Genomic DNA, 12,232 nt, shown 5'->3' on the forward strand with positions numbered 1-12,232 from the left:
AAGTGCGGCGCCGGCTCGGCGCGAGCCCCGTGGGCACACCGGCCGACGCCGCGGAGACCGACCTGGTCAACGCCGCGCTGATCCTGCGCCGCCCGCTCCTGGTGACGGGCCGGCCCGGTACGGGCAAGTCGGCCCTGGCATACCGCATCAGCCGGGAGTTACGGCTGGGACGGGTGCTGCGCTGGCCGGTCACCTCGAAGACGACGCTGAAGTCCGCCCTGTACCGGTACGACGCCGTCAGCCGGATCCACGCCGCCGCCACCTCGGACGGCTTCGGGGTGCCCGGCGAGGGGGACACCGCCGACCCCACGACGGACATCGGCTCGTTCCTCGCGCTCGGCCCGCTGGGCACCGCGCTGCTGCCGTACCGGCTCCCGCGCGTGCTCCTCGTGGACGAATTCGACAAGAGCGACATGGACCTGCCGAACGACCTGCTCGACGTCTTCGAGGCGGGCGAGTTCACCGTCCCCGAGCTGGCGCGGATGCGCAGCCGCCGGCCGGTGGTGGAGGTCCAGTCCGACGACCCCGGCCGCACCGCCCTGATCCGCGACGGCCGGGTGCGGTGCCGGGAGTTCCCCCTCGTCGTCATCACCAGCAACGGCGAGCGCGAGTTCCCGCCCGCCTTCCTGCGCCGGTGTCTCCACCTGCACGTGGAGGAGCCGCGGCTGGACCGGCTGGCCGGCATCGTGGCCGCTCATCTCGGCCCCCAGGACGCGGACCCCAGGGTCGCCGAGCTGGTACGGCTGTTCGCGGAGCGCAGCGCGCAGGAGAGCGGACTGGCCACGGACCAGCTGCTCAACTCGATCTGGCTCGCGGCGTCGGGAGCGTACTCCCGTGGCGCCGACTGGGAGGCACTGCTGCGCGCCGTCTGGCACCGCCTCGACGGCGTGACAGAGACGTGACGCGCGAGGGCGGCGGCGAGGGAGTCGGGAAGGAGCCGTTCGGCGCCTCGTGGTCGGAGATAGCCGACGCGCTGATCCTGCTCACCGCCGGGGCCGGGGAAGAGGACCGCGACGGATACGGCGGCGCCGCGGAACCGGTGGCAAAGAGGCCGGACGATCCGCCGCCGGCGGACCCCGCGCCGGGCGACGCGGACGGCATCCCGGACCCCCCTCCCCCGCCGGCGTCCTCCGGCGCCGACGGCCCGGAGGAGCCGCCCGGGCCGGGAGGGCACCCTCCAGATCTTCGAGGACGAACGGGCCGACCTGGACTCCCAGCGCGGCGAACTCCTCGCCGCGGGCGTCCCCGTCGACTACCCGGAGCCGGTCGCCGCCGCCTGGAACATGTCCCTCGGACGGCTGGCCGAGCGCCACGCGGGGGCCCACCAACTGCTGCAGGTGTGCTCCTTCTCGGATGGAGCAGGACCGCCTCCACGGCCGGCCGGTTCGCGGTCTCCGCCGCGGCGAGGAGGTCCCAGGCGCGTTGTGCCGCCGGTAAGGAGGGGCCCGGCGGAGGATGCCCGTCGAGCGTCTCGACCAGGGCCCGCAGCAGGACCAGCCGCCGGCTGCGCTGGCCGGACCGCAGCACCGCGACGGTGTCCCGGCCGCCGCCCCGGGCGAGGTCCACGAGATGCTCCGTCGTCAGCCGGTGACGGGCCGGAGCGGGGGTCGACGGGCCGGGGTCGGGCCCGGTTCCCCCGGTTCCCCCCACGGAGGAGGCGGCTCCCTGGTCCGACACGGTTCTCCTCACCACGGACCGGCCCGGGGCACTCGGGCCACGTCAGCAGCCGACCGACGAGTTGTCCAGGGTCGGCGGTTCGTCGACGAGCGCGAGCAGACGGCGGGCCTCCTCGACGAGCCCGGCGGACGCGAGGGAGCCGACGGCTGCCAGCGGCACTTCCGAGAGATCCACCAGCTCGGTCTCGACATCGGGTGCCGACAGATCCACAGCTCGTCCCCCTTGTCAGACCGGCGGCACAGGCGTCCCCCTTCATGGTTACGCATTCCAGGGGCTTGCGAAAGATGGTGGCCCGCCAGGAGCGCCACAAATGGCCAATGCCGGCACCGAGCCGTCAGGGGTCGATCAGACCCGCCCGGATGGCGTAACGGGTGAGTTCGAGACGGTCGCGCATGCCCAGCTTCCGGAGGAGGTTGGCGCGGTGCCGCTCGACCGTCTTCGCGCTGATGAAGAGGAGCACGCCGATCTCCTTCGACGTGTGGCCCTCGGCGACGAGTTTGAGGATCTCCTCCTCGCGTTCGGTGATGGGCCGCTCGGGCAGCCCCTCGATGCCGTACCCCAGGTGCAGCCGCTCGAGGTAGGAGCGTACGAGCGCCCGTTCCGCGCCCGGGTAGATGAAGGGTTCGTCACGCATGACCGCCCGGCACGCCTCGACGAGGTCGCGGTCGGCGACCGACTTCAGGACGTAGCCGCCGGCGCCGGCCCTGAGGGCCTCGAAGAAGTACTGCTCGTTGTCGTACATGGTGAGGATGAGGATGCGCAGGCCGGGGAGGCGGCGGGAGAGTTCCCGGGCCGCCTGGAGCCCGGTGGTGCGGGGCATCGCGATGTCGAGGACGGCCAGGTCGATGTCGCCGGCCCGGGCCCGCTCGACGGCCTCGGCCCCGTCCCCGGCCTCGGCCACGACCGTCAGGTCGGGTTCACCGTCGAGGATGAGCCGCACCCCCCGGCGCACCAGTGTGTGGTCGTCGGCGAGCAGCACACGGACCGGCGGGACCGGAGGTACGGGCGAGACAGGAGGAGGAGGCGCGGCCGAAGCTGCGGGCGGAGCCAGGTCCGCCGGAGCCAGGTCCGCCGGTGCGACGGGCGGGGCGGGCGCGGGCGGCGAGGCAGGCGCGGGCGACGGAGCGGACGCGGCCAGCGACCCGGGCGCGGGCGGCGACCCCGGCGCGGCCAACGACCCCGGCGCGGCCAACGACCCCGGCGCGGCCAACGACCCGGACGCGGACGCGGCCAGCGGAGCGGACGCGGCCGGCGGCGTGTCGCGGGTCATCGGCGGCCGCCGGGGGTGGCCGCGGGGCGGTCACGCAGGGCGGCGGCGGCCCGGAACCGGCCCGCCCCACGGCCGACGGCTCGGGCGCCGCATGCCGCGTCGGCGGGAAGCCACCCCTCGGTGCCGGTCCACGGGCCTTCCCCGGTCACCGTTCTCGGGCCCTCCCCGGTCACCGCCCTTGCGCCCTCCCCGGTCACTGGCCCCTGGCCCTCCCCTCTCCCGGCCCGCCCGATCCGCAGCCGTACGTCCGTCCCGCCGTCGGCGCCGGGCGTGAGGGTGAGCGTGGCTCCGACCAGCAGGGCCCGTTCGCGCATGCCGCGGATGCCGGCGCCCTCGGCCGCGGGGCCGAGACCGGTGCCGTTGTCCCGGACGAGGAGTTCCACACCGTCGGCGACCGGGCGGAGACTGAGGTCGGCGCGGTCGGCGCCGGAGTGCCGGGCGGTGTTGGTGAGGGCCTCCTGGGCGACGCGGTACAGCACCAGTTCCGTCTCCTCGGTCAGCGGGGGCAGGCCGCCGCGCAGGTCGCGCCGGACTGTCAGCCCGTGGGTGGTGAACTCGGCCGCGAGAGAGCGCAGGGCGCTCGTCAGGCCGAGCTCGTCGAGGACGCCGGGGCGCAGGCGCCGGGCGATGCGGCGGATCTCGTCGAGGCCGGCGCGGGTGGCCTCCTGCGCCTGGCCCACCTCCTCGCGCAGTCCCTCCGGGACGCGGTCGGCGACCCGCTTGAGCTGGAGGAGCACGGCGGTGAGGGTCTGGCCGACCTCGTCGTGGAGTTCCCGGGCGATGCGGTGGCGCTCGCGTTCCTGCGCGGACAGGGCGCGCGCGGCGCTGGTGGCGCGTTCGGCCTCCAGCCGGTCGAGCATGGCGTTGTAGGTCGTGATCAGTTCGGCCGTCTCCACCGGCCCGGAGACGACGGCCCGGGCCCCGGGGTGCAGCAGGTCGGCGTCGGCCATGGCCCGGCCCAGCCGCCCCAGCGGGGCCAGACCGACGCGCAGGACGACCGCGTTGACGGCGAGCAGCGCGGCCAGGCCCGCCACCACGACGAGCACCTCGCCGGGCAGCACGGGCGTGGAGACGGTGATCGGCCCGAGGAGCAGCGCGGTGGCCACGACGAGGCCGGCGGCGTTGAGGGCGAAGATCCGCCAGAACAGCGACATGTGCGCGGATCCTCCTCTCCCGGGCCCCGCCGTCCGCCGGGTCCTCGTCCATGGCACCGCCGTGACCAGCCTCTCCGTCCCGCACCGACCCTGTCCATCCGTCGCGACACCCATGTCGCCACCGTACGGGGGGATGGCAGCATGGCTGCTCCGGGCACCCGTGGGCGGTCGGCCGCGACGGGATCCCGGCCTCGGGAACACGACCGCACCGGCACCACGTCGACCACGACGTCGGCCCTCACTTCCACAAGGAGAAGAAACGTGTCTGCTCCGCGTCTTCGCACGACCCCGCTGCCAGGGATCGGCGTCCAGTACGACCTCGTGACGCGGGAGCAACGGCACCTGTCCGTGGTGGCGCACCGCGACGGCAACCGGACGGTGAGCGTGTACCGCGCCGACGACCCGGACTCCTGCGCCCAGTCCCTGCGGCTGACCGGCTCCGAGGCGGGCGCGCTGATCGACGCGCTCAAGCCCTCCCACCACAGCGCGAGCCTGCTGTACACCACGGACCTGGGACTGGTCGCCGAGCGCGTGGAGGTGACCGCGACCTCGCGCTGGAACGGGCGGCTGCTGGGCGACACCCGGATGCGCACGGAGACCGGCGCCTCGATCGTGGCGGTGCTGCGGCGGGCCGAGGCCATCCCGTCACCGGCGCCGGACTTCCGGCTGGCGGGCGGCGACACCCTCATCGTCATCGGCACCCGTGAGGGCGTGGACGCGGCCGCGGCGATACTCGGGCGGGGGTGAACCGGTGCATTCCTCCGCCGTCCTGCTGATCGAGTTCGGTTCCATCATCCTGGGCCTCGGCCTGCTCGGCCGGTTGGCGGCCCGTTTCCGGTTCTCGCCCATCCCCCTGTACCTGCTGGCCGGTCTGGCCTTCGGTGAGGGCGGGCTGCTGCCGCTCGGCGCGAGTGAGGAGTTCGTGGCCATCGGCGCCGAGATCGGCGTCATCCTGCTGCTGCTCATGCTCGGCCTGGAGTACACGGCGAGCGATCTGGTCTCCAACCTCAAGGCGCACTACCCGTCCGGTCTCGTGGACTGCGCCCTGAACGCCCTGCCGGGTGCGGTCGCCGCACTGCTGCTCGGCTGGGGGCCGGTGGCCGCCGTGGTCCTGGCCGGCGTCACCTGGATCTCGTCGTCCGGGGTGATCGCCAAGGTCCTGGGCGACCTGGGCCGGGTCGGGAACCGGGAGACCCCGGTGATCCTGAGCGTCCTGGTGCTGGAGGACCTGGCGATGGCGGTCTACCTGCCGATCGTCACCGCGCTGGTCGCGGGGGTCGGTTTCGCGGCCGGCAGCGTGACCCTGGCGATCGCGCTGGGCGTCGCGGGTCTCGTGCTGTTCGCGGCGGTGCGCTACGGCCGGGTCATCTCCCGGTTCGTGTCGAGCGACGACCCGGAGAAGCTGCTGCTCGTCGTCCTGGGCCTGACGATCCTGGTCGCCGGTGTGGCGCAGCAGCTCCAGGTGTCGGCGGCGGTGGGCGCCTTCCTGGTGGGCATCGCGCTGTCCGGAGAGGTCGCCGAGGGCGCGCACACCCTGCTGAGCCCGCTGCGGGACCTGTTCGCCGCCGTCTTCTTCGTCTTCTTCGGGCTGCACACGGATCCGGCGAGCATCCCGCCGGTCCTGCTGCCGGCCCTCGCGCTGGCCGTCGTCACCGCGGCGACGAAGATCGCCACCGGCTACTGGGCGGCCCGGCGTGCCGGGATCTCGGTCCGGGGCCGCTGGCGCGCGGGCGGGGCGCTGGTGGCGCGCGGCGAGTTCTCGATCGTCATCGCCGGGCTGGCGGTCACCGCCGGTATCGAGCCCTCGCTGGGCCCGCTGGCGACGGCGTACGTCCTGATCCTGGTCGTCGTGGGACCGCTCACCGCCCGCTACACGGAACCGCTGGCGTCGTGGTGGACGCGGCGGCGGGGCACGCCCCAGGGCCCGGCGCGGCCGCCGGCCGAGGTACGGGCCGGATCCCGCGTCGGGGACTGACGGCGGGCGGACCCGTCCGGACGCCGGTCGGGCCCGCCCCGGCGCCCCCGGTGGGCACGGTACGCGCGTCCCCGCCCCTCAGTCCGCCCCGCCCGCGCCCCACCCCTGGCGCCGCAGCACCGCCGACACGTCCGGGGCCTCGTAGTGCTCGCCCTTGAGGACCTTGCCGTCGGCGCGGCGGGCGATCCGGCCGTCGGGGCCCCGCTTGGTCATGTTGGAACGGTGGATCTCGGCTATCACCGCGTCGAGGTCGATGCCGTGCACCAGGGCCGTCCCGTAGGCGACGTAGACCACGTCGGCCAGCTCGTGCGCCAGCCGGTCCAGCGGGCCGCTCACCGACACCTCGGCGACCTCGGCGGCCTCCTCGGCGAGCAGCTCCCCGCGGTGCGCGGCGAGCCGGGGCGACACCTCGGTGGGCGTACTGCGGACGTCGAGCCCACAGGCTCGGTGGAACTCACGGACCAGGTCGGCGGGCGAGGAACTCATGCACCGACTGTAGCGACGCCCACTGACACCCCGCCCACGCCATTGACACCCTGCCCACGACCGTCCGCCGCCTGCCCACCGCGCGCGTGTGGACCCGCCCCGACCGGTCCACCGCGTGTGGACCCGCCTCGGCCGGTACACGGCGTGTGGACCCGCCCCGGCCAGTCCGCCGGGTGCGAACCCCACCCCCGTCGGTCCACGGCGTGTGCACCCCGCCCTGGTCAGTCCCCGTCCCGGCCTGGCAGGATCGCGCCCATGTCCAAGGTGTTCCCCCCTGTCGGCAGGCGCCGGGCCCTCCAGGGCGCGGCCGTCGGCGCCGTCGTGCTCGGGCTGCTGCTGTGGTGGCTGCTGCCCCTGGGCGAGGATCCGCCGAGCGGCTCGATCACCTTCAGCACGGGCACGACGAGCGGCGTCTACTACGAGTACGGCAGCCGTCTGCGCACCGAGCTCGCCGAGGACATGCCCGGCCTCGATGTGAACCTGACGACGAGCAACGGATCGCAGGAGAACGTCGCGCGCGTGGCGGAGGGCCGCGCGGACTTCACCATCGCCGCGGCCGACGCGGTCGCCACGTACGAGGCGCAGTACCCCGGCTCGGCCGCCCGGCTTCGCGGTGTGGCCCGGCTGTACGACGACTACGTCCAGCTCGTCGTGGCGCGCGACTCGGACGTCCGGTCCGTCGCCGACCTGAAGGGGAGGACGGTCGCGACGGGCCTGCCCCGCTCGGGTGTGCGACTGATCGCCGACCGGGTGCTCAAGGCGGCGGGCCTGGACCCGGCGAAGGACCTCAGCGCGGTGTCGGAGGGCATCGACACCGGGCCGGAGAAGCTGAAGCAGGGCACGATCGACGCGTTCTTCTGGTCCGGCGGGGTGCCGACGGCCGGGCTGGCGAAGCTGGCGGACGGATTCAGCTTCCGGTTCGTGCCGATCGACGCCGCACTGGTCGCCAAGATGCACGAGCAGGACGACACCACGGGCTACTACCGGGCCACGAACATGCCCGAGTCGGCCTACCCCACCATCCAGAACGGCGCCACCGTGGCGACGATCGCGGTGTCCAACCTGCTGATGACCCGCACGGACACCGATGCCCGGCTCACCGAGTGGCTGACCCGGACCGTGATCAAGAGCCGGGACGGCATCGGGGCGCACGTCCACTCCGCCCAGCTGGTCGACCTGCGCACCGCCATCTACACCGACCCGCTCCCCCTGCACGAGGGCGCACGACGCTACTACCGATCCGTCAAACCGTAGACCGGTCGGTCAAGCCGCCGGTCCGTCAAACCGTAGACCGGTCCGTCAAACCGTAGACCGGTCGGTCAAGCCGTAGAACGGTCCGTCAAGCCGTAGAACCGTCCGTCAAGCCGCAGGACGGAGCCTCTCTGCTCCAGGCCGTGGACGCGCCGGCCCGTGCCGTGGACGGACCCGGCCCCGGAAGGCTCAGGCCAGGGGGCGCGACCGCGGCACGGACACCGTCACCCTCAGCCCGGTGGGCTCGTGACGGTCGTAGGACAGCGAACCGCCGCCGGCCGCGAGCAGGGCCCGGGAGATGGACAGGCCGAGGCCGGAGCCCTTGATGTTCTGGTGGCGGCCGCTGCGCCAGAACCGGTCGCCGACGCGCGCGAGTTCCTCGTCGGTCAGACCGGGGCCGTTGTCCGTGACGACGACGGTGGAGGTCTCGCCGTCGGCCGCGACCGCCACCTCCACGCTCTCGCCCTCCGGGGTGAACTTCACCGCGTTGTCGATCACCGCGTCCAGGGCGCTGGACAGGGTGACCGGGTCGGCCCAGGCCGTGGTGGGCGGGCATTCGCCCAGCAGACGGACGCCCTTGGCCTCGGCCGTGGGCGCCCAGGCCGCGACGCGCTCGGCGGCCAGCGCGCCGATGTCGGTGACCCGCAGGTCGGCCTCGCTGTGCTCGGCCAGGGCGAGGTCGAGCAGGTCGTCCAGGACCTGGGCGAGGCGCTTTCCCTCGTTCTGGACGGAGGCGATCTCCTCGTTGCCCTCGGGGAGTTCGTAGGCGAGCAGCTCGATGCGCAGCAGCAGCGCCGCGAGCGGGTTGCGCAGCTGGTGGGAGGCGTCGGCGACGAAGGCGCGCTGCTGCTCCAGCACGTCTTCGACGTTGTCCGCCATCTCGTTGAACGACCGGGCCAGGCGTCTGAGTTCCGGCGGGCCGCTGGCGACCGCGACCCGGGACTTCAGACGACCGCTCGCGATGGCGTGGGTGGTGGTGTCCAGGACGCGTACGGGCTTGAGCACCCAGCCGGTCAGCTGGAGGGCCGCTCCTATGGCGAGCAGCATCGCGGCGATCTCGCCCGCGCCGATCACCAGCCACCCGTGCAGGATCCGCGACCGCATCGCGCCGGTGGGCGAGTCGGTCACGACGACGGCGACGACGTCACCGTCGCGGATCACCGGGGACGCCACCACCAGGCGGTTGCGCTGCCACGGCCACACCTGCCGCGGGTCGTGGCTCCGGCGGCTGAGGAAGGCCTCCTCGTACGCGTCCCTGACCTCGCCCGTCTCGGGGAGGTACCAGTCCCTCGGCGCATGGGCCATGGGGGTGTCGCTGCGGTAGAAGACACCGGCGCGGATGCCGTAGACCTCGTAGTAGCTGGTCAGCTCGCGGGCCAGGGTCGCGCGCCGCTCGTCGTTGGACGTGGACGCCTCGCCGGAGCCGGCGGGCGGGGTGGTGACGAACTGGGCGAGGGCCGCGAACCGCGCGGTGTCGTCGATACGGTCCACGACGACCTTCTGCTGCTGTGCGCCGGCCACGCTGACGGCCAGGGGCACGCCGAGCGCGAGCAGCACGGCCGCCATCAGCACGATGAGCAGCGGCAGGAGACGTGTGCGCAACGGTCCCCGCTACCCGGCCGGGGCGACGAGCCGGTAGCCGACGCCGCGTACGGTCTCGATCAGCGCGGGCATGCGCAGTTTGGCCCGCAGGGAGGCGACGTGCACCTCCAGGGTGCGTCCCGTCCCCTCCCAGCTGGTGCGCCACACCTCGCTGATGATCTGCTCCCGGCGGAAGACGACGCCGGGGCGCTGCGCGAGCAGGGCCAGGAGGTCGAACTCCTTGCGGGTGAGCTGGACCACCGTCCCGTCCACGGTGACGCGTCGGGTGGGCAGCTCGATCCGCACCGGCCCGAGGCTCAGCGCGCCCTCGCCGGCCTCGGCCGGGTCCTCGGGGACGGTGCGCCGGCTGACGGCGTGGATCCGGGCGAGGAGCTCCCCGGTGTCGTAGGGCTTCACCACGTAGTCGTCGGCGCCGAGGTTGAGGCCGTGGATGCGCGAGCGCACGTCGGAGCGGGCCGTCACCATGATGACCGGGGTGGAGGTGCGTTTGCGGATCTTGCCGCAGACCTCGTAGCCGTCCTGGTCGGGCAGGCCGAGGTCGAGCAGGACGACGCCGAAACCGGGGCCTTCCGGGACCAGCGCCCGGAGCGCCTCCTCGCCGCTGCGCGCGTGGGTGACGTCGAAACCGTGCCGCCTCAGGACCGCGGACAGCGCGGCGGCGACGTGGTTGTCGTCCTCGACGAGCAGCAGCCTCATCCCGGCCCCCTTCGGTTCATCGGTCGTACGGCCCCGCCCTGTAGACCCGGTCGTACACCCGGGGCGTTCGGTTCCGCGCGCGACAGCGGTGCGCACCCCCGTGCGCACCATGGCAGTCACGCTGATGGACGAGGACGCCGTCAAGTGCGTTCCGGTTGCGCGCCGCTTCCGTTATCCGGCCGATACGCAGGCGGATCACCGGTGCTACGACACGTGTCCGATTGCTATCGGATCGTGATGCTCAGATCTTTCTCAGATGTAATGACGCTGGTCGAGACTGGTTACTACTGTCCTCCGAAACCGAGGAGGACGGAGCCTGAGAGCGATGACCGAAGTATCGGTGGCCAAGGAAGACGCGGCCGCGCCCGGCGAACTGGTCGCCCTGAAGAGCGTCAACAAGCACTATGGCGCGTTGCACGTTCTCCAGGACATCGATCTGACGATCGAGCGCGGTGAGGTCGTCGTGGTCATCGGACCCTCCGGGTCCGGGAAGTCCACCCTGTGCCGCACCATCAACCGCCTGGAGACGATCGACGCGGGGACGATCACCATCGACGGGAAGCCGTTGCCCCAGGAGGGCAAGGCGCTGGCCCGGCTGCGCGCCGACGTCGGCATGGTCTTCCAGTCGTTCAACCTGTTCGCGCACAAGACGGTGCTCGAGAACGTGATGCTGGGCCAGATCAAGGTCCGCAGGACCGACAAGAAGCAGGCCGCGGAGAAGGCCCGAGAGCTGCTGGACCGGGTCGGCGTGGGAACCCAGGCCGACAAGTACCCCGCGCAGCTCTCCGGCGGACAGCAGCAGCGCGTCGCGATCGCTCGGGCGCTGGCCATGAATCCGAAGGTCATGCTCTTCGACGAGCCGACCTCCGCCCTGGACCCGGAGATGATCAACGAGGTGCTGGAGGTCATGCAGCAGCTCGCCCGGGACGGCATGACCATGATCGTCGTGACCCATGAGATGGGCTTCGCCCGGTCGGCCGCGAACCGCGTGGTGTTCATGGCGGACGGCCGCATCGTCGAACAGGCCACGCCCGACCAGTTCTTCAGCAACCCGCGCAGCGACCGCGCCAAGGACTTCCTGTCGAAGATCCTGCACCACTGACGCGCCCCGGCGCGCCCGACGACCTGCGTCACCCGCCTTTCGACGGCCCGTATCCCTTCGTCACCCGAAGGCACCACCCAAAGGAAGTTCACGATGAAGCTTCGCAAGGTCACCGCCGCCTCGGCCGCCGTCCTCGCCCTCGCCCTGTCCGCCACCGCGTGCGGCGGTGACGACAAGGACGCCTCCGGCGGCTCCGGGTCCAGCGGCGGCGAGAAGATCAAGATCGGTATCAAGTACGACCAGCCCGGTATCGGCCTGAAGGAGCCGGACGGTTCCTTCTCCGGTTTCGACGTCGACGTGGCGACGTACGTGGCGAAGCAGCTCGGCTACGACGCGGACCAGATCGAGTTCGTCGAGACCAAGAGCGCCGACCGCGAGAACGCGCTCGCCCGTGGCGACGTGAAGTTCATCGTGGCCTCGTACTCGATCAACGACGAGCGCAAGCAGAAGGTCGACTTCGCCGGCCCGTACCTGCTGGCCCACCAGGACCTGCTGGTCAAGGCAGACGCCGACATCGCCAAGGGTGCGGACCTCAACGGCAAGAACCTGTGTTCGGTGACCGGCTCGACGTCGGCGCAGAACGTCAAGGACAAGATCGCGCCGAAGGCCAACCTGCGTGAGTACAGCGGCTACTCGGAGTGCGTCGCCGGTCTCCAGAGCGGCGCGGTCGACGCGCTGACCACGGACGACTCGATCCTCGCGGGCTTCGCCGCGCAGGACAAGTACAAGGGCCAGTTCAAGCTGGTGGGCGAGAAGCTCAGCAACGAGAACTACGGCATCGGTGTCAAGAAGGGCGACACCGCCACCGTCGACAAGATCAACACCGCGCTGGAGAAGATGGTCTCCGACGGCTCCTGGGAGAAGGCGGTCGACGCCAACTTCGGCCCGGCGAACTACGAGAACGAGCCGGCGCCGAAGATCGGTGTCGTCGTCAAGTAAGGCGTCGTCACATGAGGCGTCCTCCGCACGCCATGCGGCATTCGCTGCCGTAGGTCCGGCCGGTGCTCTCCCGTCGTCCG

General features: G+C 72.5%; 12 protein-coding genes. 6 read left to right on the top strand and 6 right to left on the bottom strand.

Annotated features, from left to right (window positions below):
• Positions 1–2: 2 nt before the first annotated feature.
• Complete coding sequence (locus tag ACIP67_RS33575; RefSeq protein WP_401696886.1) at positions 3–902, top strand: AAA family ATPase; 900 nt, start codon at positions 3–5, stop codon at positions 900–902.
• 817 nt (positions 903–1,719) lie between these two features.
• On the opposite strand, the gene ACIP67_RS33580 is transcribed toward ACIP67_RS33575, so the two are convergent.
• The 3 genes from ACIP67_RS33580 to ACIP67_RS33590 form a co-directional block, all read right to left on the bottom strand.
• The gene (locus ACIP67_RS33580; RefSeq protein WP_401696888.1) at positions 1,720–1,887 is read right to left on the bottom strand and encodes a hypothetical protein; all 168 of its coding nucleotides are present in this window, start codon (positions 1,885–1,887) and stop codon (positions 1,720–1,722) included.
• Positions 1,888–2,011: 124 nt separating this feature from the next.
• Positions 2,012–2,656: a response regulator gene (locus ACIP67_RS33585; RefSeq protein WP_401696889.1), complete on the bottom strand. Its 645-nt coding sequence runs from the start codon at positions 2,654–2,656 to the stop codon at positions 2,012–2,014.
• A gap of 287 nt (positions 2,657–2,943) precedes the next feature.
• Positions 2,944–4,101, bottom strand: a complete 1,158-nt coding sequence (locus tag ACIP67_RS33590; protein ID WP_401696892.1) for a histidine kinase — start codon at positions 4,099–4,101, stop codon at positions 2,944–2,946.
• 261 nt (positions 4,102–4,362) lie between these two features.
• On the opposite strand from ACIP67_RS33590, the gene ACIP67_RS33595 reads away from it, so the two are divergent.
• Together ACIP67_RS33595 and ACIP67_RS33600 are read left to right on the top strand one after the other, a co-directional pair.
• Positions 4,363–4,848 (top strand): cation:proton antiporter regulatory subunit, encoded by a 486-nt coding sequence (locus ACIP67_RS33595; RefSeq protein ID WP_401696894.1) that lies wholly within the window; start codon positions 4,363–4,365, stop codon positions 4,846–4,848.
• Between the two features lie 4 nt (positions 4,849–4,852).
• A complete protein-coding gene (locus ACIP67_RS33600; protein WP_401696896.1) occupies positions 4,853–6,076 on the top strand; it encodes a cation:proton antiporter in 1,224 nt (407 codons plus the stop codon).
• A gap of 78 nt (positions 6,077–6,154) precedes the next feature.
• Here ACIP67_RS33600 and ACIP67_RS33605 read toward each other — a convergent pair whose 3' ends face one another.
• Entirely contained in the window at positions 6,155–6,562 is a 408-nt protein-coding gene (locus ACIP67_RS33605) for a MazG nucleotide pyrophosphohydrolase domain-containing protein (protein ID WP_401696898.1), read from the bottom strand.
• Positions 6,563–6,817: 255 nt separating this feature from the next.
• Between ACIP67_RS33605 and ACIP67_RS33610 the strand changes: the two genes are divergently transcribed.
• The gene (locus ACIP67_RS33610) at positions 6,818–7,816 is read left to right on the top strand and encodes a TAXI family TRAP transporter solute-binding subunit (RefSeq protein WP_401696900.1); all 999 of its coding nucleotides are present in this window, start codon (positions 6,818–6,820) and stop codon (positions 7,814–7,816) included.
• A 186-nt stretch (positions 7,817–8,002) separates the two neighbouring features.
• Here ACIP67_RS33610 and ACIP67_RS33615 read toward each other — a convergent pair whose 3' ends face one another.
• Together ACIP67_RS33615 and ACIP67_RS33620 are read right to left on the bottom strand one after the other, a co-directional pair.
• Positions 8,003–9,415, bottom strand: coding sequence for an ATP-binding protein (locus ACIP67_RS33615; RefSeq protein WP_401696902.1), 1,413 nt, complete (start codon positions 9,413–9,415; stop codon positions 8,003–8,005).
• A gap of 9 nt (positions 9,416–9,424) precedes the next feature.
• Positions 9,425–10,111, bottom strand: coding sequence for a response regulator transcription factor (locus ACIP67_RS33620; protein ID WP_389515850.1), 687 nt, complete (start codon positions 10,109–10,111; stop codon positions 9,425–9,427).
• A 325-nt stretch (positions 10,112–10,436) separates the two neighbouring features.
• On the opposite strand from ACIP67_RS33620, the gene ACIP67_RS33625 reads away from it, so the two are divergent.
• Both ACIP67_RS33625 and ACIP67_RS33630 read left to right on the top strand, forming a co-directional pair.
• Positions 10,437–11,213 carry an amino acid ABC transporter ATP-binding protein gene (locus ACIP67_RS33625; RefSeq protein WP_401696905.1) on the top strand — a complete coding sequence of 259 codons (777 nt, stop codon included), beginning with the start codon at positions 10,437–10,439 and terminating at the stop codon, positions 11,211–11,213.
• 93 nt (positions 11,214–11,306) lie between these two features.
• Complete coding sequence (locus ACIP67_RS33630; RefSeq protein WP_401696907.1) at positions 11,307–12,152, top strand: glutamate ABC transporter substrate-binding protein; 846 nt, start codon at positions 11,307–11,309, stop codon at positions 12,150–12,152.
• Positions 12,153–12,232 lie beyond the last annotated feature (80 nt).

The organism is Streptomyces sp. NPDC088812, assembly GCF_044750285.1.
GTDB lineage: Bacteria > Actinomycetota > Actinomycetes > Streptomycetales > Streptomycetaceae > Streptomyces.

Excerpts from the sequence above, each read along its gene's own strand:
- ACIP67_RS33620 (WP_389515850.1), bottom strand. The coding sequence starts at position 10,111 with ATGAGGCTGCTGCTCGTCGAGGACGACAACCACGTCGCCGCCGCGCTG.
- ACIP67_RS33605 (WP_401696898.1), bottom strand. The coding sequence starts at position 6,562 with ATGAGTTCCTCGCCCGCCGACCTGGTCCGTGAGTTCCACCGAGCCTGT.
- ACIP67_RS33625 (WP_401696905.1), top strand. The coding sequence starts at position 10,437 with ATGACCGAAGTATCGGTGGCCAAGGAAGACGCGGCCGCGCCCGGCGAA.
- ACIP67_RS33630 (WP_401696907.1), top strand. The coding sequence starts at position 11,307 with ATGAAGCTTCGCAAGGTCACCGCCGCCTCGGCCGCCGTCCTCGCCCTC.
- ACIP67_RS33610 (WP_401696900.1), top strand. The coding sequence starts at position 6,818 with ATGTCCAAGGTGTTCCCCCCTGTCGGCAGGCGCCGGGCCCTCCAGGGC.
- ACIP67_RS33590 (WP_401696892.1), bottom strand. The coding sequence starts at position 4,101 with ATGTCGCTGTTCTGGCGGATCTTCGCCCTCAACGCCGCCGGCCTCGTC.